General features: G+C 68.3%; 12 protein-coding genes and 3 pseudogenes. 12 read left to right on the top strand and 3 right to left on the bottom strand.

The window, feature by feature from the left end; translation table 11 throughout:
* The first annotated feature begins 34 nt into the window (after positions 1-34).
* The 5 genes from J2S43_RS07280 to J2S43_RS07300 all read left to right on the top strand — a co-directional run bounded on the left by J2S43_RS07280 (position 35) and on the right by J2S43_RS07300 (position 9,338).
* On the top strand, positions 35-1,387 hold the full coding sequence (locus J2S43_RS07280; protein ID WP_306827842.1) for a hypothetical protein: 1,353 nt from the start codon (positions 35-37) through the stop codon (positions 1,385-1,387).
* Between the two features lie 9 nt (positions 1,388-1,396).
* The gene (locus J2S43_RS07285) at positions 1,397-3,370 is read left to right on the top strand and encodes a type I restriction-modification system subunit M (RefSeq protein WP_306827843.1); all 1,974 of its coding nucleotides are present in this window, start codon (positions 1,397-1,399) and stop codon (positions 3,368-3,370) included.
* Positions 3,367-4,647 carry a restriction endonuclease subunit S gene (locus J2S43_RS07290; RefSeq protein ID WP_306827844.1) on the top strand — a complete coding sequence of 427 codons (1,281 nt, stop codon included), beginning with the start codon at positions 3,367-3,369 and terminating at the stop codon, positions 4,645-4,647. The genes J2S43_RS07285 and J2S43_RS07290 overlap by 4 nt, the downstream gene beginning before the upstream one ends.
* Positions 4,644-7,745, top strand: a complete 3,102-nt coding sequence (locus J2S43_RS07295) for a type I restriction endonuclease subunit R (protein WP_306827845.1) — start codon at positions 4,644-4,646, stop codon at positions 7,743-7,745. The genes J2S43_RS07290 and J2S43_RS07295 overlap by 4 nt, the downstream gene beginning before the upstream one ends.
* Positions 7,746-7,835: 90 nt before the next feature.
* Positions 7,836-9,338 (top strand): serine/threonine-protein kinase, encoded by a 1,503-nt coding sequence (locus J2S43_RS07300; RefSeq protein ID WP_306827846.1) that lies wholly within the window; start codon positions 7,836-7,838, stop codon positions 9,336-9,338.
* Positions 9,339-9,343: 5 nt separating this feature from the next.
* Here J2S43_RS07300 and J2S43_RS07305 read toward each other — a convergent pair whose 3' ends face one another.
* Complete coding sequence (locus J2S43_RS07305) at positions 9,344-11,497, bottom strand: AIPR family protein (protein WP_306827847.1); 2,154 nt, start codon at positions 11,495-11,497, stop codon at positions 9,344-9,346.
* Between the two features lie 134 nt (positions 11,498-11,631).
* Entirely contained in the window at positions 11,632-13,203 is a 1,572-nt protein-coding gene (locus J2S43_RS07310; RefSeq protein WP_306827848.1) for a restriction endonuclease, read from the bottom strand.
* Positions 13,204-13,916: 713 nt separating this feature from the next.
* On the opposite strand from J2S43_RS07310, the gene J2S43_RS07315 reads away from it, so the two are divergent.
* The 7 genes and pseudogenes from J2S43_RS07315 to J2S43_RS07340 all read left to right on the top strand — a co-directional run bounded on the left by J2S43_RS07315 (position 13,917) and on the right by J2S43_RS07340 (position 22,748).
* A complete protein-coding gene (locus J2S43_RS07315; protein WP_306827849.1) occupies positions 13,917-14,666 on the top strand; it encodes an ABC transporter transmembrane domain-containing protein in 750 nt (249 codons plus the stop codon).
* A gap of 123 nt (positions 14,667-14,789) precedes the next feature.
* A pseudogene (locus J2S43_RS42155) lies at positions 14,790-15,104 on the top strand (ATP-binding cassette domain-containing protein); the annotation flags it as partial.
* A 94-nt stretch (positions 15,105-15,198) separates the two neighbouring features.
* A pseudogene (locus J2S43_RS42160) lies at positions 15,199-15,318 on the top strand (ATP-binding cassette domain-containing protein); the annotation flags it as partial.
* Between the two features lie 223 nt (positions 15,319-15,541).
* Entirely contained in the window at positions 15,542-16,000 is a 459-nt protein-coding gene (locus J2S43_RS07325; protein WP_306827851.1) for an ABC transporter ATP-binding protein, read from the top strand.
* Between the two features lie 351 nt (positions 16,001-16,351).
* Positions 16,352-16,738: an ATP-binding cassette domain-containing protein gene (locus J2S43_RS07330; RefSeq protein ID WP_306827852.1), complete on the top strand. Its 387-nt coding sequence runs from the start codon at positions 16,352-16,354 to the stop codon at positions 16,736-16,738.
* A gap of 709 nt (positions 16,739-17,447) precedes the next feature.
* Positions 17,448-17,801, top strand: a pseudogene (locus J2S43_RS07335) (ATP-binding cassette domain-containing protein); the annotation flags it as partial.
* A gap of 54 nt (positions 17,802-17,855) precedes the next feature.
* The gene (locus J2S43_RS07340) at positions 17,856-22,748 is read left to right on the top strand and encodes a diguanylate cyclase (RefSeq protein ID WP_306827853.1); all 4,893 of its coding nucleotides are present in this window, start codon (positions 17,856-17,858) and stop codon (positions 22,746-22,748) included.
* 57 nt (positions 22,749-22,805) lie between these two features.
* On the opposite strand, the gene J2S43_RS07345 is transcribed toward J2S43_RS07340, so the two are convergent.
* Positions 22,806-24,302: an aldehyde dehydrogenase family protein gene (locus J2S43_RS07345; RefSeq protein WP_306827854.1), complete on the bottom strand. Its 1,497-nt coding sequence runs from the start codon at positions 24,300-24,302 to the stop codon at positions 22,806-22,808.
* Positions 24,303-24,305 lie beyond the last annotated feature (3 nt).

Consider the following 24,305-nt stretch of genomic DNA (forward strand, 5'->3'; position numbering starts at 1 on the left):
GTACGCTGGTGTGAACTAGAGAAGGGTGATCGCGGTGAACAGTGATGAACTGACAGCAGCGGAGATAGCCCGGATCGCCGACGTGGGCCGTGCCGCGGTGTCGAACTGGCGGAAGCGTCACGCCGACTTTCCGCAGCCGGTCGGCGGACCTGCGAACAGCCCGACCTTCGACCGTGAAGAGGTCGAGCAGTGGCTGATGGCGAACGGCCGGGCACCCGGTACCGCATCGGCCGCCGCGAGCGGCGATGTCCTTGGGCGTCTTGTCCGTTCGTTGGCACCCGAAGGTCACGAGATCCTCGATCCGGCGATCGGCGACGATCTGCCGCCGCAACCCCTCGGTAGCGCACAGGCGGTCGCCTGTATCGCCCCGACTGTGGCTCCACCGGCGGACGCCCCGGTGGGCGAGTTCGGGCAGCCGGGCCGACACGACGCCGCACTGGCCTGGGTGCAGGTCTGCCTGGCCTACACGGCAAAAGGCGGCACCGCCGTCGTGGCCGTGCCGTTCTCCGCGGCCGTACGCGCAACCGGCAGGCGCATCCGCGCCGAACTACTGCGCGCGGGTGCGCTTCGCGAGGTCGTCGGACTGCCGGAATTACCCGGCGGGCCCTGGCAGATCTGGGTACTGACCCGGCCCGCCGGGCGGCCTGTCTATCAGGTACGGCTGGTCGACCTGACCGACCTCACGCCTGCCGAACTACCGAGATCCGCGGTCGACTGGGATAGTATCCACGGCGACGGGGCACGCACCCGGACGATGCAGTCGATCGAGCTGCTCGACGGCGAGGTGCTCCTGGTGCCGTCCGGCTACGTCGTCGGGATGGCCGAGGACGTCCGTCCCCAACTCGAAGCCGCCCGAGCCGCGTATGCCGGTCTGGTGGGAGGCCTGGCAGCCGAGGCGCCCGACACGATCAATGTCACCGACACGCCGTCCTGGCCGCTCGTCAGCATTGTCGAGCTGGCCCGTACCGGAGAACTGACCGTCACCCGAGGGGCTGCGGAGCCGGGTGACGTTCTGGTACGGGCACTCTCCGGGGAGTTCGCGCCGTCGGTAGCCACCGAGTCCACAGGCGACACTCACGGTGCGACGATCCTGCGCTGCCGACCGGACGTGCTCGATCCGTACTTCCTGGCCGGGTTCCTCCGATCGGAGATCAACCGGCGTCAGGCGTCCGGCACGTCGGGCGGCACCTTCCGGCTCGATGTCAAACGCGCCCGCGTGCCACGCATGCCGCCGTCCGAACAACGCCGATATGGTGATGCGTTCCGCGAACTGATCGCGTTCGCCGCCGCCGCGGACGCGGTCGCACGCGCGGCGCGGGACGTGACGCGCACCGCCGTTCAAGGCCTGACCAACGGAACCTTCGCACCGCCCTCGCAAGGAAAGTGAGCACTTGACGTGGCAACCGCACATACGAATCTGCCCGGCTTCATCTGGTCGGTCGCCGATCTCCTTCGCGGCGACTACAAACAGTCGGAGTACGGCAAGGTCATCCTGCCGCTGACCGTGCTGCGCCGCCTCGACTGCGTGATGGCGCCGACCCGGCAGGCCGTCCGGGACCTTGATGCGACGCTGACGATGGCGAATAAGGACCAGATGCTGCGGCTCGCCGCGAAGCTGTCGTTCTACAACACGTCGCAACAGGACTTCAGCACGATCGCCTCGTCCGCGCCGGACGTCGCACGCAACCTCGTCGACTACATCAACGGCTTCTCGCCCAACGCCCGCGAGATCATCGACAAGTACGAGTTCCACGCGCAGATCGACAGGCTCGCCGCCGCCAAGCTGATCTATCCGGTAGTACAGAAGTTCCGCGACATCGACCTCAGCCCTGCCAAGGTCGACAACCACGAGATGGGGTACGTCTTCGAGGAGCTGATCCGGCGATTCTCGGAAATCTCCAACGAGACCGCCGGTGAGCACTTCACGCCGCGCGAGGTCATCAAGCTGATGGTCAACCTTCTGGTCGGGCCGGACAAGACGACCCTCGTGACCGGCGAGGGCCAGGTCATCAACATCCTCGACCCGGCGTGCGGCACTGGCGGCATGCTCTCGGCCGCGGAGGACGTCGTCACCAAACTGAACCCGGGCGCGACAGTGCACCTGTTCGGCCAGGAGCTGAACGCCGAGTCGTACGCCATCTGCCGATCCGACATGATGCTCAAGGGTCAGGAACCGTCGAACATCCACCTCGGCAACTCGTTCAGCGACGACGGGCACAAGGATCGGCGCTTCGACTACATGCTGGCCAACCCGCCGTTCGGTGTGGAGTGGAAGAAGGTCAAGGACGCTGTCGAAGAGGAGGCGGAACTCGGGTTCGCCGGCCGTTTCGGCGCCGGGTTGCCGCGCATCAACGACGGCTCGTTCCTCTTCCTCCAGCACATGATCTCAAAGATGGAGCGTCCGGAGAACGGCGGCGCCCGCATCGCCATCGTCTTCAACGGCTCGCCGCTCTTCACTGGTGCCGCCGAGTCGGGCGAGTCGAACATCCGTCGCTGGATCCTGGAGAACGACCTGCTCGAAGGCATCGTCGGCCTGCCCGACCAACTCTTCTACAACACCGGCATCTCCACCTACTTCTGGATCCTCTCCAACCGCAAGGATCCCGCGCTGGAGAAGAAGGTCATCCTGTTTGACGCCCGCGACCAGTGGCAGAAGATGCGCAAAAGCCTCGGTGACAAACGCAAGATGATCAACGACGATCAGCTCGCGCACATCACCCAGATCTATGGCGACGCACTGCGCATCGCCGCCACCGCAGACCACCCCGACCACGCAAAGGTCAAGGTCTTCAAGACCACCGATTTTGGCTACCAGCGCATCACCGTCGAGCGCCCCCTGAAGCTTCGTTTCGAGATCACCGAGGACACGCTCGCGGCGCTCGAGGAGAGCAAAGCCCTCGCGAAGTACCAGCACCGCGACGCGCTGATCGGAGCCTTCAAGCCTTTGACGGGTACGGTCTGGCACACGAAGTCTGCAGCCAAGGACGCACTGCTGTCGGCGGCCGTGGAAGCAGGCACCCTGTGGCCGTCCGCCACACCGCTGACCAAGGCGATCTGGGCGTGCATTTCGATCAGCGACCCAGACGGTGAACTGCAAACCGTCAAGGGCGAGCCGGTCCCCGACCCGGACCTGCGCGACTTCGAGAACATACAGCTCTGCGAGGACATCCACGAGTATGTCGAGCGCGAGGTCCGACCGCACGTCCCGGACGCATGGATCGACGAGACTAAGACCAAGATCGGGTACGAGATTCCGTTCACGCGTTACTTCTACGTCTACAAGCCGCCGAGACCACTATCCGAGATTGATTCCGAGCTACGTGTGCTCGAATCTCAGATTCAAGCGCTCCTCTCTGAGGTGATTTCGTGACCTTGAGATCGTTGACGCGTCAGGGGTGGACGACTGGGCGAATCAAGAACTTGATCAGTGAAGCTAAGAATGGAGTGTGGGGCGATGATCCCCTCGATGAAAATACCGGAATCAAGTGCGTAAGGGCGGCTGACTTTAATCGTCAAAGACTGTCGGTCAATCCAGCAAATTTGCCCACGCGAGAAATCGAAGAGAAGGTCGCCGCCGCGCATCGACTTCGCCCTGGGGACCTGATTCTAGAGAAGTCCGGAGGGGGTGAGAAGCAACCGGCGGGAGCTGCGGTTCTTTTTGATCTAGACATTCAGGCTGTCTGTTCAAATTTCTGTGCTCGCTTACGGCCGACCAGTGATACCGATCCCCGCTTTCTGAAATATGTACTTGCCTCCGCCTATTACTCGGGAATTACGGCTCAAAACGTCAAGCAAACAACTGGAATCCAGAATCTCGATATGGGCGCGTTTCTGGCTACCTCATGGACTTATCCATCGCATCGTGAACAGCGGTGCATCGCCGACTTTCTTGACGTTGAAACCGCACGCATTGATGACCTGGACTGGCAGCGGAAGCGTCAGATAATTGCCATCGAGGAGCGGCATCGGCGTGCGCTGTCGGACGAGTTTGAGGCCCTCATCGACGCTCCGCGTCCGAGGCTCGGTTATTTGTGCTCCATCCAAACTGGTATCACAGTCGATGGAGCTCGGACAAAAGATGAGACCTCCGTGACGAGGCCATACCTTCGCGTTGCCAACGTGCAGGCTGGTCGTCTGAACTTGGACGCTGTCTATGAGATTACCGTTCCGCGGGCGATGGCAGCTGGTTCTACCTTGCGCAAGGGGGACGTATTGATGACCGAGGGCGGTGATCTCGATAAACTCGGACGCGGCACCGTCTGGGGTGGCGAGATTGCAGAATGTTTGCATCAGAACCACGTATTCGCGCTTCGCGTTTCCACTGATAGGTTGCTTCCCGCGTTTCTTGCGCTCTTCACTCAGGCCGTAGCGGCGAGAATGCACTTCGAGAGTACCGGCAACAAGACGACCAACCTTGCGTCGACCAGTAGCGCCAAAATTAGGGACCTCCGCATTCCCTTGCCCGCGTTGCGGCGCCAGCATGAGATTGTTAATGAGATCTCATCGATGGCTCTTTCCGCAGAGAGTGTGCTCGAAGCACTGGCGCGACAACGTGCTCTGCTGGCGGAGCGGCGGAGTGCACTCATTACCGCAGCGGTTACAGGGCGCATCGATCTGGCAACGGGGAGAGGGGCGGATCAGTCGTGAGTTCCGAGGTCTACATGGAGAAGGTGTTCGAGGCAGCCATAGCGACCGAGCTGGGCAACGCGCTAGGCTGGGACAAAGGACTCTCCAACGGCTACCGGCCTGATCTGGGGTTGGACACCGGTGAACTGTTCACGTTTATCGGTGCTACGCAGAAGCGTGCCTTCGATAAGCTGATCACTGCCTACGGCGATCTGCCTACGGCGCAGCGCGAGTTCGCGGCGCGGGTGGCTTCCGAGATTGACAAGCGGGGCGCGCTTGACGTGCTGCGCAACGGGGTCAGGGACCGGGGTGCAACCATCCAGCTCTGCTACTTCCGGCCGGGGCACACATTGGCCGCCAGCGCGCTCGACGACTACAACGCCAACCGGCTTACCGTTGTCCGACAGCTGCGCTACTCGGCGAAGACACAGGACGAGCTCGACCTCACCCTGTTCGTCAATGGGATCCCGATCGCTACGGCCGAGCTGAAGAACCCGCTGACCGGTCAAGACGTCGAGAGCGCGAAGAAGCAGTACCGTACGGATCGTGACCCGAAGGAACTGATCTTCGCGCGGCGTACCCTCGTGCATTTTGCTGTTGATCCGCATCTAGTTTTCGTGACGACCCGCCTAGCTGGCGCGGAGACGCGATTCCTGCCCTTCAACGTCGGAACCCACGGCCCGGGGCGGTCCGGGGGCGCTGGTAACCCGCCCGCCGACGATGGCGATTACCAAACCTCCTACCTGTGGCGGCAGGTGTGGCAGCGCGACAACTTTCTGGACTTGCTGCACCGCTTCGTGCACGTCGCGGTGCCGAAGAAGGGTCGGCCGAATCCGCACAGCAGCCCGATGGTGTTCCCGCGTTTCCACCAGTGGCACGCGGTGCGGGAGATGACCAGGCACGCGCTGCGGGAGGGTGCCGGGCACAACTACCTGATCGAGCACTCGGCCGGCTCGGGGAAGTCGAACACGATCGCCTGGCTGGCGCACCGGCTTTCCACGCTGCACGATGCCGGGAGTAAGCCGGTCTTCGACAAGGTCATCGTGATCACCGATCGGGTCGTGTTGGACCGGCAGTTGCAGCACACGATCTACCAGTTCGATCACGTGCCGGGAGTGGTCAAGAAGATCGACGAGGACGCGCAGCAGCTTGCCGCCGCGTTGACCGGCGCGACCAGCCGGGTCATCATCACGACGCTGCAGAAGTTTCCGTTCATCCTCGACAAGGTGTCGCAGCTCGCCGACCAGCGGTACGCGGTGATCATCGACGAGGCGCACTCGTCGCAGTCCGGGGAGTCGGCGAACGCGCTGAAGAAGGCGCTGGGCCGGCTCGGCTCCGACGAGATCGACGACGACGGCGATCCGCTTACCGCGGCGGCGCTGGCGCGTGGCAAGCACGCCAACCTGTCCTACTTCGCGTTCACCGCCACCCCGAAGCAGAAGACGCTTGAGATCTTCGGGACCCGTCGCCCGGACACCGGCGACATGGGGCCGTTTCACGTCTACTCGATGCGGCAGGCCATCGACGAGGGCTACATCCTCGACGTGCTGCGCAACTACATCACCTACGAGGCGCGCTGGCGCCTCGCCAACGCGGCCGTCGAAGCGGCAGAGTCCGCCGATCCCGAGGTCGACCCCAAGAAGGCCAAGGCCAAGCTGGTACGCGCCGCGGAGCTGCACCCGGAGTCGCAAGATCAGCGGGCGCAGATCATCGTCGAGCACTTCCGCAGTGAGGTTGCCGAGCGGCTCGGCGGGCGTGCCAAGGCGATGGTGGTGACCCGCTCCCGCGAGCACGCGCTGCGGCTCTATCAGGCGGTGCGCCGCTACATCGACCGGCGCGGGCTGACCGACTGCACGCCGCTCGTCGCGTTCTCAGGGACGTTGACGCTCGACAACATTGACTACACCGAGTCCCGTCTCAATGGGATCTCGGAGGCGGGGCTGCCGGACGCTTTCGCGTACACCGTGGCCGATGACCCGCAGGCCGCGGCGCGCAAGCAGACCGAGTACCGCATTCTGATCGTGGCCGAGAAGTACCAGACCGGGTTCGACCAGCCGCTGCTGACCGCGATGTACGTGGACAAGCCACTGACCGGTGTCGCCGCCGTGCAGACGCTGTCCCGGCTCAACCGGACGCACCCGGCGAAGACTCAGGACGACGTCTTCGTGCTGGACCTCGCGAACAAGGCCGAGGACATCCAGGCCGCGTTCGCGCCCTACTTCGAGACCACGATCACCGAGCCCACCGACCCGAACCTGCTCTACGACAAGCAGCGCGACGTCATGGACCACCAGCTGCTCGTCGAGAGCGAGCTGGACGGCTTCGTGGCGGCGCTGTTCAGCGCGGACGACGCGTCCATGACCGAGGCGCAGAAGCAGCGGGCGCACGCCGAACTCAACCGGTGGCTGGAGCCGGCGGTCGACCGCTTCAAGGCGCTCGCCGAGGACGACCGTGACCAGGCCGAGGCGTTCCGGTCCGAGGCGAGCGATTACGTCCGGGCGTACGGCTTCCTTGCCCAGGTCGTCGGGTTCGCCGACCCCGACCTGGAGCGGCTCTACCAGTACTGCCGATTCCTCGTCCGGCGGTTGCCCCGGGAGCGTGGCGCCGGGGTCGACATCGGCGAGACGACCCTCAGCCACCTGCGCATCACCAAGATCGCCGAGGAGGACGTGTCGTTGAAGCCCTCCGGTGAGCAGATGATCGCCGGGTTCTCGGCAACGGCCGGCGCCGCAGGTGAGGTCGAGGAGTTGCCGCTCAGCGAGGTCATCAAGGACCTGAACGAGCGGTTCGGGTACGACCTGTCGACCTCGGACCAGGTTCTCATCGCGCAGCAGATCATCACGCTGGCCGAGGACGAGAAGATGCAGCAGGTGGCGCTGCACAACGACATGGAGAAGTTCGCCCAGGTCGCCGACCCGGAGATCGACGCCATCGTGGCTCGCAACCATGAGCGGAACACGGCGTTCGTCAACCGCTACTTCGACGACCCGGACTTTCAGACCGTGATGCGGACCGAGGCGCGGCGCCGTGCGTACAAGCTGATCCAGAGCCCGGCCCGGACCGAGGCGTTGCGCCAGCTGCGTGCCCAGGCCCAGCGCCACACGGACGGCGATTCATAGCTGATCGGCTGGGCGCGTAGGGGCGACCAACCACAGTGGATCGTGAGACAGTGAGCCGTCAGCGACCCGGAGAATCTGTGGAGACGGGGCATGGACGAGGACTGGACACTGGCGGATCGCTACCGGATCGGCGGGCCCATCGGCAGCGGCGGCATGGGGCAGGTCTGGACCGCGCACGACCTCCAGCTGGACCGCGAGGTCGCCGTCAAGCTGATGAACCAGCCCGCTCTCCCGATCGGTACGCCGGAGACCGAGGAACTGTTGGCGGCGGCAGCTGCGGACCGCGAGCGATTCCTGCGCGAGGTCCGCACCACCGCACGGCTCGAGCTGCCCGGCGTCCCCGCCGTGTACGACGTGGGTGTCGATCCGGAGAAGAACCAGCTTTTCCTGGTCCTGCAGCTCATTCACGGCTCGACTCTGGCCGACCTCATCTCCTCCTACGACGCCGCGGAGCCGGCGCCCGTGTCGTGGTGTGCGGCGGTGGCAGCACAGGCCGCCGCCACCCTGGCCGACGTGCACCGGGTCGACATCGTGCACCGCGACATCAAACCGTCGAACATGATGGTGCACACCGACGGGCAGGTGAAGATCCTCGACTTCGGTGTTGCGCTCCTACAGGGGGCCCGGGCGCTGCCGAAGCTCACCCAGCTCGGCGCGACAGTCGGCACGCCGCCCTACATGTCCCGGGAACAGGCGCTCGGCAATCCGGTCGGGCCGCCGAGCGACATCTACGGGCTCGGCTGTGTGCTTTACGAGATGCTGACCGGCCGGGTGCCGTTCATCCAGACGAGCAGCCGCTCCTATCGCGATCATCACGTCAACAGTGAGCCGCCGTCGCTGCGTGCCGCCCGCCTCGACGTACCCGCCGAGATCGACCAGCTCTTTCAGGCGATGCTCGCCAAGCTGCCGGCCGACCGGCCCAGTGCGACAGCTGTCTACGAGACACTGCTTCCGCTTGCGCAGGCCGTCGAGGGAGGCATCGACGACCGTGACCCACGGCGGCCGTTCCTGCGCCCGCTGGCGCCCCGCAGGCCGAGGCGTCAGCCACCCGCCTCGCAGGTGGCGCCGATGACTGTGGACGAAGCGGTGGACATCATTGAGCGGGTGTCTGAGCTGACCGAGGACGACCAGGTCCACGCGGCCATCGCTCTGCTCGATGAGGCCGTGGCCAGGCCCACCGGACAGCCGGTGATCGATCTTGAGCTGAAGATCCGGCTCGGGACCTTCCTGAGCCTCGCTGAGGAGAGCACGCGGGCGGCCGCGGTCCTGGACGAGGTGCTGCTTCAGCTCGACGGTGATGAACGGGCCCCGGAGCTGCGCTATCAGGCCGGGGCCAGCCACGCCGCGATCGGCAACTTCGACATCGCCGTGCGCTACCTGACGTCGGCGCTCACCGATGCGGGCGCCGATGACACGTTCCGGCGTGACGCATCGTACCAGCTCGGCCTGCTGTTGCCCTTGGTCGGCCGGACAGCCGACGGCATACGCGTGCTGGGTTCGCTGCGGCCCCAGTTGGTCAGCGAGTTCGGCGCCGACTCGGTGCACGTCGCGTCGTTGGACCGACGCATCGCACGGCTCGAACGGCCGGAGTGACCCGGCTACAGGTCACCGTCGACGGGCAGTTCCTCGGATCGAAGCACCGACTCAGCCACCGAGACCAGCGAGCCCATGTCGCCGACCTGCCAGCGCACTGGTCCCTGCACGGCGACCGGAGCCTGCTCCCACTTGGCCTCGGACCAGATATGGTGCACCAGCCCAGTGGGAGAATATTGCTTTCCGTCGTAGGCCCAGAGCAGCGGCCTCGAGCGATGGTTGACCCAGGTGGCCCGGCTCCGGCGATCGTTCTCCGCCAGCCAGGTCGCTACGGCAGCCCTCTCGTTTTCTGAGCTGGGCTGATAGGTCAAGGACGCTCCGTCCTTGATCCGGCCGGAGTCGACCACGATCGAGACAGTGTTGCGCCGGCGCGTCCGTTGCCGGGGTAGCTTCGCTTGATAGCCCTCCGGGATAACCGGCACCGGTGCACCTTTGCCCATGTCCGCCAGCGTCTGGAGGGCGAGCTTGCGGGACCGGTCCGGGCTGCCGAGGGTGCTGCCGATGAATGACGTCGTGCCATAGGTGTCATCGATGTTCTTGATAAGCCGCGCCGTGACCTCGGCGGTCAACGCGGGCATCTGGGCAAGGACGTTGTCCCAGTCCGCGTCGATGTCGTCTACGTCGTCGCGGCCGATGTGCTGAAACACCAGATGAGCGATGAGCAGGTCGCCATGCTCGGCGATGGAGGCGGCGCGGCCCTCCCGCTCCGCTCGCTTCTCGTGCAGCGCCTCCTGCACCGCGCGCAGCAGTAGCGCTGAGCGCCAGATCTCCAATGCGGTAGGCGGTGGCGAGAAGAGCAGCGTGTAAGCGCCGCGAGGCCCTTCCTCCCACAGCAGATCCGGGTCTCGCTTGGCACGGACCGTAAGCTCAGTGTTGTGATGCGCGCAGGCCAGCGCGATCGCGGCCTGAACCACCGAACAACCCGCGTCCGGCGCCGGATCGAGTTCTCCCCGCTTGATCACGTACGTCTTCTGCAGAGTCAGACGGAAGTCGTCCCGGATGCCGGCCTGCACCGGGTCAAGGGCGACGTAGTCCCGCCTCTCCACGTGATTCTGAGTGTTGTTTGCCTTGGTGATCGCGTTGGGAAGTGCGACATCCTCGGCGCCGGTGACGATGACCCGAACGTTCACCATCGCGTTGGCGGCCACCTCCGGGTTGGTGATCATGGCCTCCGCCACCGCCGACACGGTTTGAGCGCCATTGACGACGCTTGCGCCGCGCAACTGCAGGCTAACCGCACCATGCGGCGCGCTACGGCTGAAGGGAACCGCCTTCAGCTCATCGCAGAGGACGGTGATGCCGTTGTTAAAATAGAAGAACATCTGTGGATCCGTCGTGAGGGTCTCCACGAGCGACTGGTTGACCTGGGTGAGCCCGAGAGACCGTCTGATATTACGGCTCAGGAGTTGATCGCCGTGCTCCTGAGCCCAGGCTGCGACGTCGCCCACCGGTACACAGCCGCTGTAGGCGTCGTGTGGCCCGGGGTATCGGTACCAATCGGTCATGCCGACGGTCAGGTCGACCGTGGGCTCCGAGATCTCCGATTGGATCTGCTGCCAGATCTGCGGCGCGAGACGCACCTCCCAGGTGAGGGCCGTGCCGAGAGTATTGAATTCCCCGCATACGTCATCGAGGCGATTGACAACATCGTCAGATACCTGCTGAGACCCGTAGAGGGCCAGGACGATGGTGATTCGAGCGTGCGGCTGATCAAGGACTGCGCGGACCCGTCCCTCCAGCGCCTGCAGCTTTGGGTTCAGTTTCGAGTACTCCTGGTGGTCAAGCTTGCGAAGCCCGTCGATGATCTTCAGGACGTCGGCCACACCGATGCCGGCCTCGCCGCGGTGGTTCCATTTCGCCTGAACGAGCCACAGGTGCGGGGTTCCATCGCCGATCGCCACGGCGTCGATGCCATAGTCGTTGCGGCCGTCCACCACCATCGCGGCAGCCTCGGCGGGAGTGCAGCCAGCCTTGTCTCGGACGATCAGCGCCGCCAGTGCACGCGATGCGAACGCACGGTCTCGCTCCACAGGACTGGGATTCGTGATATCACTGATGTCGATGTGTGGGCCGAATTGGTTCCGAAGCGCGGTTTCGACGAGGCGTGCCTGGCGGGGCACCTGTGTCTTGCCGGTTCGAGAACTTCCGGTGGTAGACATGCAGCGCTCCCTGACGGGCCGGTAGTCGAGTAGTCATGTGATGATGCAGGGTGCCTGTCGGCTCGTGCCAGCCTATTCGCGCGAGTCACGCCGATTCCTTTTTGGACGAACGTCGTCGATCAGGAGACAATCGGCTACTCGGCCTGACCTTCCGGTAGATCCGGCTGGTCGATCGAGGCGGCGTTCCTGGGCCGCTTGACGCTGATGACAACGTCCTTGCCGGCATACTTCTTGATCAGGAAAATGAGGTTCTGGCCGTCCACGAGTTGCATCCGCCCGTGCTCGTAAGCCTTCTGGCGGCCGCCGGACGTGAACCAGGACGTCGTGACCAGGATGCCTCGTCCCGCCTTCTTCTCCTCCATGGCGCCGGCGAGCTCGCGGATGTGGTTGACCCCGACGACGTTCTTGTAGTGCTTGGCCTGGATGATGGTTACCCCGCCGACGAACGGATCCGGGTTCTTGACCACGGCGTCCACGCCGTCATCCTTGCTGGACGTGGTAGTCCAACCCTGCATGCCCATCGCCTCGAAGACCTGCCGCACCAGATGCTCGAACTCGCCATGACCCATCTGCATGAGGTCCGGCCGGTGGTCGAGGGTTGAGACGGCGTCGAGACCCTCGATGAACGCGAACCTGCTGAGGTCGAAGACCAGGATCGGCTCGATCGGCTTCAACGCGTACGGGTGCTCGGACACGCGGGCGCGGAGGTGGAGCAGACAGTCGGCCGGCCTGACGCGGTCCAGCACGAGCTGCTCGAACGTCGCCCGCTCAATGTCCAGACTGATCAAGCAGGGATACTCCTGCCTGCCGGTAGCCGGGTTGATCGAGTCCACGTGCCCATTGAAGGCGATTCCCCGTAGGTGCGCGTCTGCGTCGAACAGGTCTCGCAGCGCAAGCAGCGTCACCTGCGCGATGGCATCGCGGTACAGCCTCTTCACCTCTACGTCCGGACGTTTCGTCTCGACGATGGTGTCCGGGTTCTGACCGCTCTGGACATGTCGGAACGACTTCGCGGTCGGCACGACGTCGGTTCCGGGCAGCTGTAGCTGAACCACCAGCTGCTCCGCCTCGGGGTTGAACGCGACCTCGGCGCGGCGCGGAAACTGAGGCGGCAGAAGCAATCGGGAAAGCACCTGCTCGCAGTACCGCTCTACGGCCTCCCGGCGTCGCTCGCCGAGCGCCGCAATCTCGGCGTCGATCTGGCGGTTATGCTCGGCGCAGTCAGCCCGCTCCTGCGCCACCCGGGAATCGAACACTGAGCGTGCCTGCACAAGTCGCTGCTGGCGTTCACGCTCGCTGTTCTGCCACGATACGGTCGCGTCGTGGAAGCGCTGGCGCGCCCTTGCCACCGCAGCCTGATGACGCTCTCTACCGCCGAACACAGTCGACAGCATTCCCGGCGCGGCAGGCTCAAACTGCCGCCAGTCGGGCGGCTCAGCCGGGCTTGCGAGATGCCCGGGGTTGAACACCATCCGCGGAACCGTTCGCTTGAACCGCTGCATATCAATCTTGGCTGTGCGACGTAAGCCCTCGACCAGTAGTTCGTCGAGCATTGCCGCCCAACGTGTGACATCGGCGGTTCTGCGTTCGGCTTCTTCTCGGCGCGAGGCGAGGTGCTTCGCCTTCTCCTCGCGCTCGGCAGCAGCGGCGGCTCGCTCGGCGGCACGTTGATCGCGCTGAGCCTGCCTCAGCTGGTTCTGCTGCACCCGGTAGAAGTCTGAGCTGCCCGATCGCCTGTTCGAAGCCATTCGCCACCCATCGACGCCGTCGACCCAGGTTATCGAGAAGGCCAACGTCCGTCGAGACCTCAAGTGTCCGCGCGGTCGCCGTCGGTGGATGTTACTGTGCGTCAATGTCGCCACCTGCCACTCGGCTGTGCGGGCTGCATTGATGAGAGTCGTTTGAGGGCGCTGTTGGCGGGTGCGGCTGAAGGCCTGGAATGCATGAGCACCCATGTGGTGCACATAACCCATACGTGAGGAACCTGACTTGCGCCCGCATCGCCTACCGTAGGCGGCAGGTCGTGGACCCCCGGCGTACGCGGAGACGACGCATCCGCGCCGGTCGCCCAGCGCACACCCAGCGGAAGACTCCCGCGCACGCGGGGGTCTTCCGTTTCCCAGGTCGAGCTTGTAGTGCTTCGTGTACTCGTCCCCGCGCACGCGGGGGGCCTCCCGGACGAGACGGACGCGGGGCCGCGCTCACCGACTCGTCTCCGCGCACGCGAGAGTTTCCGTGACGCAGGCACAACGGGTGGGCTGGTCCCGCTCGTTCGCGCACCTCGTCACTCACCCGGCAAGCGGCCGGCCACGGCTGCTGCTCTCACCGCCATCGGAGGACCCGCCGTGCTGAACCGCCGGCTACTCGCCCTGGCCGTCCGTCAGCGTGGCGGCCTCGCGCTGCTCGTGCTCATCGGTGTTTGATCACCGTTACGTACGCCGGCGAGGGCCTACTCATCGCCCGTGTCCTCGCGACCGTCCTCGACGGCCGCGCCTGGACCGACGCGCTGCCCGCGGTCGCCAGCGTCGCCGTCCTGCAAGTGGCCCGTGCCGGGCTCACCTGGTTGCGGGAAACGCTGGCCGCCGACGTGGCCGGGCAGATCAAGGACGACGTCCGCGTCCGGCTGCTGGACCGGCTGTTCGCGCTCGGCCCCGGCTACACCGTCCGCACCCGCACCGGGAAACTGCAGTCCACCATGGTCGACGGCGTCGAAGCGCTCGAACGGTACTACGCCGCCTTCCTGCCCCAACTGGTCGCATCGCTGATCGGCGCGATCGCGCTGACCGGATACGTGTGCGTGCTCGATCCGGTCGTCGGCGCGACCGTAGCCGGATGCGGGCTGCTGATGGCGTTCGCGCCGTGTATCTCCCGGCGGGTGATGTCCGCGCCGATGGCCCGCTGGTTCACCGCCTACCGCGACCTCTACGCAGACACGCTCGACGCGGTGCAGGGCCATGGTCACGCTCAAGTGCGTCAACGCGCACCACCGACTCGGTGCGGCGCTGGCCGGCCGATCCGCAGCTTCGCCCGGGACTCGCCCGGCTGGTCGTGGCCAGCAGCGCCTACGAGTTCGTCATCGGGCTCGCGGCCGGCGCCGGCACCAGCTTGGCGATCGGTGCTGGCGCGCTGCGCACCGCCACCGGCCACCTCGACCTGGCCACGCTGCTGATCATCCTGCTGCTGTCCCGGGAGCCTCCGCCGACTGACCGACCTCGGCAAGGCCTTCCACGCGGGCTATCCTGGCCTCGCCGCCGCCGACGGCATCTTCGCGCTGCTGGACGCACCCGCCCCGGTGACCTTCACGGGTGAGGTCGCGACAACCTTTCAAGATCCGCCGAGGGTACGACTGGAGCACGTCACCTTCGCCTATCGGGCCGACGCGCTGGACGACGTCACCTTCACCGGCGCGCCCGGCGGAACGACCGCGCTGGTCGGCCGGTCCGGGGCCGGGAGGAGCACGGTGGTGGCGCTGCTGCTCCGGTTCTTCGACCCGGGCGGCGGCGTGGTGAGCGTCAACGGGCACGACCTGCGCCAACTGCCACTGCCGTCGCTGCGCGGGCCGATCTCGGTGGTCTCCCAGGACACCTACCTGTTCCACGGCACGGTCCGGGACAGCCTGCTGCTCGCCGCGCCCTCCGCCTCCCCCGGAAGCGGTCGAGTAGGCGGCGCGGGTCGCGGCGGCACACGACTTCATCACCGCGCTGCCGGAGGGATACGACACCATGATCGGCGAGCGCGAAACGCGGCTGTCCGGCGGCGAACGCCAGCGCCTCGCCATCGCCCGCGCGCTGCTCAAGGACGCGCCGATCCTGGTGCTGGACGAGGCCACCTCGGCGATCGACACGGTCAACGAGACCGCCATCCAGCCGCGCTGGACCGGCTCACCGCGCGCCGCACCACGATCGTTATCACCCAACGGCTATCTACCGTCCGCGACGCCGACCACATCGTTGTCCTCGACGCGGGGCGCGTCGTGGAATCCGGGCCGCCGCAACGGTTGCCCACGCTCGGGGCGCTTATCAGCGGCTCGCAGCAGTCGCGACCGTGCCGGGCTGGCTCGCGTGCCACGCCCGGGCGCAGGGCGACACGGTCAGGGCGGCGAACGCGGACCTGACCGCGGAGACCGTCGACGCGATCCAGGGACTGCGGGAACTCACCGTCTTTGACTTGACCGCCGTGCGTCAGGACACGGTGTCGCGCGCGGCCGGCCGACTGCGGCGCGCTCAGCGCGCGCACGCCTCGCGCGGCGGCATGGAGAAGGCGGCGATCGACGCGCTCGTCACCGTGGGGACGCTCGCGGTGCTGCTCGCCGCCGGGATCCTCACCGCGGGCGGACGGATGAACGTGGCCGTGTTCCCGGTCGCGGTCGTCATCGCCGCGTTCTCGTTCACGCCGGTCATCACGGTCGCGGCCCGGGACCTGAACCTGGCCGCCGCGGCCGCCGCCCGGATCACCGGCCTGCTCGCGCAGCCGTCACCCGTACCCGAGACGGCACTGTTGTGATCTTCCTGATACCGCGATCGCGTTCCATCACGTCGAGTTCCACTACCGGTCCGGCCTGCCACCGGCGGTCACCGGGCTGCGTCTGGACATCCGGAGGGCAGCAGCCTCGCGCTCGTCGAGCACTCCGGCGCGGGCCGGTCGACCACCGCGCACCTGCTGCTGCGCTTTTCGACCCGCAGCACGGGCGGATCACCATCGGCGGTGCCCACCTGCGCGACATCCCGCTCGACCGACTGCGGGAGCTGGTCACGTTCGTACCGCAGGAGGCCTATCTGTTCCACGGCAGCGTCGCCGACAACCCGCGCCTTGCCTCGCCGCACGCCACCGACGACGACATGTGCCGGGCGGCCCGTGCCACCGGCGCGCACGAGTTCGTCACCGCGCTGCCCGACGGGTACGGCAGCATCGTGGGGGGAGCGTGGCGCCCGGCTGTCCGGCGGGCCGCGGCAGCGGATCGCGCTCGCCCGGGCGCTGCTGACCACCGTGCCGTTCCTGTTGCTGGACGAGCCGGTCCCCAACCTCGACGCGGAGACCGAGCGCATCCTGTCCGACGCCATGTCCGGCATCATCGCCGGCCGCACCACCCTGATCATCGCTCACCGCCTCTCCACCATCCGCACCGCCGACCGCATCGTGGTCCTCGACGGCGGCCGGCTCGTGGAGACCGGCGACCACGACAGCCTGGTCGGCGCCGGCACGCACGCCCGCCTGATCGCCGATCAGCTGACCCGCGCATAGCCGCAACGTCCTGGAGTTGTCCGAACCTTCAAGCTGGCACGGCGCGTCCAATCAGGCTCGCGTCGTGGGAACTCCTGCGTGGACGGACGTTGTTCAGGCTTCGGCGGCTTTGTTCGGTGTTGTCGGTGGCATGTTCGGCATCGCCGGCTACTACAAGAACAAGCGGACGACCGAGGCGACGGAAGACGCGGCCGTTTCTGCGCGAGTCTCGGCTGATGCGGCGAGAGATGCCTCGGAGTCCGCCCGGCGTTCGGCCGAGGAAGCAGCCGCTGCGAACAGGCTTGAGGCGGAGCGACGCCATGACGATCTGGCACCGTCCCCTCCTGCCGGCGGACTGCAGACGGAGATCGTTCTGACGAACCGGGTGCTGACCCAGCACAACACCACCGATAGCTGGCAGCGCCTGTCAAAGATCGTCAACGAGACAGGCGCGGCCACCCACGTGGCATACAGCCTGCCGGAGTGCACACCGACGAACCTTCCGTCGTCGCCGAGCACGAACACGATGCGCTGCTACCCGGTGATCGGACCCGACCCGGCGAATCCGGGCCGCGACATGACCGAGTGGTGGCACAAATACGTGGTCGCCTCGGTCACCGAGATCGACATCCAGCTGACGAACGGCGCCCAGGCGCTGGGCGATCACTTGCCGGCGGTGCGTGGCGAGGCATCTCCGAGCCTGATGCGGGGATCGGGCCCGGCGACCCGGCTCCCGGACGGCTGGGACACGCTCGCCGGCGAGCGCGGCGCCCGGCTCTCCGGCGGCCGGCGCCAGCGCCTCGCGATCGCCCGCGCCCTGGTCCGCGACCCACGGGTGCTGCTGCTCGACGAGGCCACCTCGGCGCTGGACGGCCAGTCCGAACGGCTCGTGCAGCAGGCGCTCGGCCGGCTGATGCGCGGCCGCACCACGTTCGCCGTCGCCCACCGCCTCTCCACCATCCGCAACGCCGACCGGGTGGCCGTGCTGTCGGCCGGCCGCCTCGTCGAGCTCGGCCCGCACGACGAGCTGCTCCGCCGCGGCGGCCTGTACTCCCGCCTGTTCCGCGCGCAGACCGCCGCCTGAGACGGGCCCCGCGCGCAATTCTCAGCCCTCGGCCCGCGCTGCCGATGGGAGGTTGTGATCTCGGAGTGGCCGGAAGAAACGCTGTACGACGGCGTGCGTACCCGAGTGGTCCGGGTGCGCTCGGCGGGCGGTACCCGGTCGGTCATCTGCAAGCGGCCGTTGGGGCCGGGCGCGGCGGACCGGCTGCGCCGCGAGCTGTCGGTGCTGCGCCGGCTGGACGGTGTCGTGGGGACGCCGAGGCTGGCGCCGGGCGCGGCCGACGACGGCGCTCTCGTCTTCGTCGACATGCCGGCGCGCACGCTGGACACGTTTCCGGTGCCGTGGGAGGTCGTGCCGTTGCTGGATCTGGCGTGCGGGCTGGCCGAGGCGCTGGCGGCGGTGCATCGCCGCGGGGTGGTGCACCGTGACGTCTGTCCGGCCAACATCCTGTTGCCGGTCGTCGACGGCGCGCCGGCGCCGGGCGGGCAACCCACGCTGATTGACTTCGAGCTGTCCACGACGCCGGCCGAGGAGCGGTTCGCCGCTGTCCAGGAACAGGAGCTCGCGGGTACGTTGCCGTACCTGGCGCCGGAGCAGACCGGGCGTACCGGCCGGCCGGTGGACCATCGCGCCGACCTGTACGCGCTGGGTGCGACGTTGTACGAGGTGGCCACCGGCGAGCCGCCGTTCGGCCGCGGCGGTGATCCGCTGCGACTGGTCCACGACCACCTGGCCCGGGTGCCGGTGGCGCCGGCCGAGGTGAACCCGCGCATCCCGGCGCTGCTGTCGGCGATCATCATGCGGCTGCTGGGTAAGGAGCCCGAGCAGCGATATCAGAGCGGCGAGGGCCTCACCTACGACCTGGGCCGGCTCCGCGAGGCGCACCGCAGCGGCGGCACGGCGGCTGTCGTGCTGGGTGAGCGGGACTTCGCGATGCGGCTGGCGCCGCCGGCCCGGCTGATCGGCCGCGACGGTGCCCTGGCGGAGCTGCGGGCGCTGTTCACCGCGGCGGTCGACGGCACCTGCGGGGTCGCGCTGGTCACCGGGGCGCCCGGTGTGGGCAAGACCGCGCTGATCGAGCACCTGCGCCCGGACGTGACCGCGGCGGGCGGCCGGTTCGTCACCGGCAAGTTCGACCAGTACCGGCGTGATCTCGGCGCGGACGCGGTGTTGCAGGCGTTCTGTGCCCTGGGCGCGCAGTTGCTGTCCGAGCCGGACGAGGAGGTCGCCCGGCTGCGGTCCCTTCTGCTGGAGGCGCTGGGCGCCGACGCGGCGCTCGCGGCAGCGGCGTTGCCGCCGTTCGCGACGCTGCTGGGCGTGGCACCCGAACAGACCGTCGATGAGCCGCGCCGGGCCGCCGCCCGGATGCGGCACGTCGGCCGCGCGCTGCTGCGCGTCGTCGCGGGCAGCGCGCACCCGGTGGTCATCTTCGTCGACGACCTGCAATGGGCGGGACCGGCCGCGTTCCGTTTCCTGGACGGGATGCTGGACGGGCCGGACCTGCCCGGGGTACTTGTGCTGGGCGCATTCCGGGAGGCCGAGGTGGACGCGGCACACCCGCTGACCGCGGTGCGGGCCCGGGTGCACCGCGTGACCGGCGGTGGCAGCGGCGAGTTGCGCCTGGACAATCTGGCGCCGGCCGAGCTGGGCGCGTTGCTGGCCGAGACGCTGCGGCTGCCCGTGATCGAGGCGGCGCCGCTGGCCGAGGCGCTCGCCGCGCGGACCGGCGGGAACCCGTTCGACACGCTGGAACTGGTCAACGCGTTGCGCCGCGAGGGCGCGCTGGTGCCCGACGGCTGTCGATGGCGCTGGGATCCGGCGACGCTGCGCCGCTTCGTCAGCAGCGGTGACGTGGTCGACCTGCTCGCCGCACGCATCGAGGCGCTGCCCGCGCGGACCCGGCGCCTGCTCGAGGTGATGGCCTGCCTGGGCGGCGACATCGACCTGCGGCTGCTGCGCGTGGCCTGCGGCGAGCCGGCCGCCGTGGTCGACACCGCGTTGCTGCCCGGCGTGGAGGACGGCCTGATCGTGGTGCACCGCGCGGGTGCCGCGGTGGCGAGCTTCCGGCACGACCGTGTGCAGCAGGCGGCACATGCCCGGCAGGATCCGCACGAGCGGGCGCGGCTGCACCTGGCGCTGGCCCGGCGGCTGGCGGCCGAGCCCGATCACGCTCTCGTCGCGGCGGAGCAGTACCTGCCCGCGGTCGACGCGCTGCCCGGCGAACCGTTCGAGCCGGGTGAACGGCACACGGTGGCGTCACTGCTGCGCGCGGCCGCGACCGCGGCCCGGCTGATCAGCAACTACAGCACGGCAGAGAAGCTGCTGGCGGCGGCGGTCCGCACGGCGGGCCCCGCGGACCCGTCGTACCGCGACCTTCAGACGGATTGGCACGCCGCCCTGTGCAGCCTGGGTCGCTTCGCCGAGGCCGACGAGGTGTACCAGATGTTGGCGGCGGACGGCCCGGACCCGGTGCGGCACGCCGAAGCGGCCTGCGCCCAGATCGTCGGCCTGACCAACCGCAGCAGGCCCGCCGAGGCCCTGGCGCTGGGGCTCGACCTGCTCGACCGGCTCGGCGTGGCGGTGGCGCGCGGCGACGCGCTGGGTCCGGGCATCGACACCGGCCTGGACGCGATGTACGACTGGCTGCGCCACGGTGACGCCGAGGACGACCTGCGCCGCCCCGAGCTCGCCGACCCCCGGCTGGTCGCGGTCGCCCGGGTGATCAGCCGGCTGATCCCGCCGTCGTTCTACGCCGACCCGGTGACCATGGCTTGGCTGGTCGTGCGGGCCGGTCAGGTGTGGGCGGTCCACGGGCCGGCCGCCGCGCTGGTCGGCGTGCTCAGCTGCGCCTCGTTCGTCACCGTGCCGATGCGAGGTGACTACCGGACCGGGTACGAGGTCGAACGCCGGGTCATCGCGGTCGGCGAAGCCCGGGGGTACGAACCGGACACCGCACAGGCCAAGTGCCAGCACGCGATCGGCTCCATCACCTGGTTCGCGCCCCTGGAGGTCGGCGTGCGCCTGGCCCGCGACGCCCGCGACGGACTGCTGCGCGGGGGTGACCTGCAGAACGCGGCCAACACCTACTACGCGACGGTGCCACAGATGCTCGACTGCGCCGCCGGCCTGGACGAAGACGCCGCCGAGGTGGACGCCGCCCTGGCACTGTGCGAGCGGATCGGATACGGCCACGCCGCGGCGACCTTCCAGTCGTACCGCTGGTTCATCCAGGCCATGCGCGGGGAGAGCGACGACGCTTTCGACCTCGCGACCCTCGCCGGCAACCCGCTCGCGGCGGCGAACTTCCACCTGACCCGGGGCCTGGCCGCGGCGATCTACGCCGACGGCGCCGACCTGGCCCGGCACGTGGCCGCGCTGATGCCGCTGCTACCGTCCGTCAACGTCGCCTTCCACTACGCGGTGCCGCACGTGCTGGCCGCGCTGAGCGCGGCCGCGCGGGTCCGGGACGCCGGGGGCGAGGAACGGGCGGCGGCCCTCGCCGAGCTGGACCGCAGCCGGGACTTCCTGGCCGCACGCGCCGCCGATCAGCCCGGCAACTACCGGCACCTGCACCGCTTGACCGAAGCCGAGCGGGCCTGGGCGACCGGCGACGTCCACGCTGCGGCGACCGCGTTCGACGCGGCCCTGTCCGACGTGTGCGGCGCCGGCCGGCCGTGGCACGCGGCGCTGATCGCCGAACGCGCCGGGCTGTTCTTCCTGGCGTACCCGATGGAGCACGCCGGGCAGCGGCTGCTCGCCGACGCCTGCCGCGGCTACGCCGGGTGGGGAGCGCTCGGCAAGGTCCGCGCGATGCACCGGCGACATCCGTTCCTCGCCTCGGCGTTGACCGAGCCGATCCCCGGCGCGCGGGCGCTGGGTACCTCGCAGAGCGTCAACGTGTCCACCGAGACGATCGACCTGATGGCCGTGCTGGAGGCGGCCCGCGCGCTGAGCTCCGAGACCAGCCTCGACCGTCTGCGTATGCGCGTGCAGGAGGTCCTCAGCGCGGTGACCGGCGCCACCACGGTCCGGGTGATCCTCTGGGACGACCGGAGCGGCGGCTGGACGCTGCCCGCCGACGCCGGGCACGGGACGCTGAGCCTGTCCGAGGCCGCCGACCGGGGTCTGCTGCCGCTGGCCGCACTGCGCTACGCCGAACGCACCCGCGAACCGATGCTGATCGACGACGCCTCGCGGGACGACCGGGTCGCCCGGGATCCCTACCTGGCCGGAGCGCCGCACTGCTCGCTGCTCGTCGTGCCGGTCCTCAGCCACGGCGTACCCCGGGCGATGCTGTTGCTGGAGAACCGGCTGACCCGCCGGGCGTTCTCGATGGGCCGCCTCGACGCGGTCCTGCTCATCGCCGGGCAGTTGACCGTGTCGATCGACAACGCGCTGGTCTACGCGTCGCTGGAACGCAAGGTCGCCGAACGCACCGAGGAACTCGCCGAGGCGAACCTGCGGCTGGAGCTGCAGGCCATCACCGATCCGCTGACCGGCCTGCCGAACCGGCGCCGCCTGTCCGACGTCCTGGAGAGCGAGTGGCTCCGCGGCCGCCGCTCCGGTCGGCCGCTCGGGCTGGCGATGATCGACGTCGACAACTTCAAGAGGTACAACGACCACTACGGACACCACGGCGGGGACGAGTGCCTGCGCCTGGTCGCCCGCACGATCGCCGGCGCCGTCCGTACCACCGACCTGGTGGCCCGATACGGCGGTGAGGAGTTCTGCGTCGTGATGCCGGACACCGGCGCCGACGACGCGCGACTGGTCGCCGAACGCGTCCGCCGCGCCGTCGCCGACCTGCGCGAACCGCATGCCGGCTCGGAACCCGCGATCGTGACGATCAGTGTCGGGCTGACCGCCGCCGTCCCCGCGGCCGGTCAGCCCGACGAACTCGTCAAGATCGCCGATCAGGCCCTTTATAAGGCGAAACACGATGGCCGCAATCGGGTGGCGGCCGGGTGAGAGGGCAGCCCGGCGGTGACCCTACCGTCGCCGGGCGCGCTCCGCCTGGCGCGGAGCTCAGTCGGCGGCGAGCCGTGCGCGAGCGGCGTCGGCGGCGTCGGCGACCTTCTGCCGCAGCCCGTCGAGGTGGCCGGCGGCGTAGGGCGGCATCGACCGGGGTGCGACGCCGAACGGCAGCTCGCTGCCGGTGATGGTGCGCTGATGGCTGAGGGCGTCGAAACCGGCCCGGCCGTGGTAGGCGCCGATGCCGCTCTGGCCGACGCCGCCGAACGGGGTGCCCTCGATGCCGAAGTGCAGGGCCATGTCGTTTCGGGTGACGCCACCGGATGTGGTTCGCTCGATGAAGTTCCGGAACTCGGGGGAGTCGCTGCCGTACCAGTACGCGGCCAGCGGGGACGGCCGTGCGTTGATCGCGTCTATCGTCTCGCTCACGGTGTCGTACGGGTGCACGGAGATCACCGGGCCGAAGATCTCCTCGTCGGCGACGCGCATGTCCGGGGTCACGCCGAGCAGCAGGGTCGGCGGGATCCGGCGGGTGACCGGGTCCGGCAGCGCGGGCCTCTCGTTCTCCGGCGCGATCGTGACGACGGTGGCGCCCTTCTCTCGCGCGTCCTCGATCAGGCCGGTGACGCGGGTGAAGTTGGCGTCGTTGACGCTCGTCACGTAATCGGGATTGCCGAGGATCGTGGGGAAGTAGCGGGCCATGTGGGTCTGGTACGCGGCGACGAACGCGTCCAGGCCGTGCCGCGGGACGAAGACCCAGTCCGGGCACAGGCAGAGCTGGCCGCCGTTCATCATCCGCGCGGCCGCCACCCGCGAGGCGGCGACCGCGACGTCCGCGTCCGGTCCGACGACGACCGGGTTCTTGCCACCGAGTTCGAGCGTGACCGGGACCAGGTTACGGCCCGCCGCCGCGCCGACCAGCCGCCCCACGGCCGGGGAGCCGGTGAAGAACAGGTGGTCGAACGGCATGCCGGAGAAGGCCGCCGAGGTCTGTGGGCCGCCGCGCACGACGGTGACCTCGTCCGGGTCGAGGCGGGTGGCGACGGCGCGGGCGAACACCTCGGCGGTCCGGGCGGGTACCTCGGAGAATTTGATCATCACGCGGTTGCCGGCGGCCAGTGCCTCGATCGCCGGCGTCACCACGAGGCTCACCGGGAAGTTCCACGGCCCGATCACGCCGACGACGCCCTTGGGGCGGTACTGCACGAACGTCGGCGTGCCCCGCTCGGCGGTACCTTCGATGATCCGCGGCTGCATCCACTCCTCCAGCCGGTCGCGGACGTGCGCGACATCCGGCAGCGCGCCGAGGATGTCGCTGCCGAGCGACGTCGCCGGCGGGCGGTTGCCGAAGTCGGCCATCAGCGCCTCGGCCAGCTCGTCGGCGTGCTCCAGGACCGCGAGGGACAGCCGGTCGATGCGGTCGCGGCGGACGGCCGCGCTGGGCGGCCCGTCGCGGAGGAAGGCCGCGCGCTGGGCGTCGAGCACCTCCCGCATCCGCTCCGGCGACACGTCGGGGTCGAGGATCGTGCCGGTGGACTGCGTCATCGTCATGAG

It is taken from the genome of Catenuloplanes nepalensis (genome assembly GCF_030811575.1).
In the GTDB taxonomy this organism is placed as follows: Bacteria; Actinomycetota; Actinomycetes; order Mycobacteriales; family Micromonosporaceae; genus Catenuloplanes; species Catenuloplanes nepalensis.

Coding starts and splice junctions, on each gene's coding strand:
- J2S43_RS07305 (WP_306827847.1), bottom strand. CDS start 11,497: ATGTCTACCACCGGAAGTTCTCGAACCGGCAAGACACAGGTGCCCCGC.
- J2S43_RS07345 (WP_306827854.1), bottom strand. CDS start 24,302: ATGACGATGACGCAGTCCACCGGCACGATCCTCGACCCCGACGTGTCG.
- J2S43_RS07300 (WP_306827846.1), top strand. CDS start 7,836: ATGGACGAGGACTGGACACTGGCGGATCGCTACCGGATCGGCGGGCCC.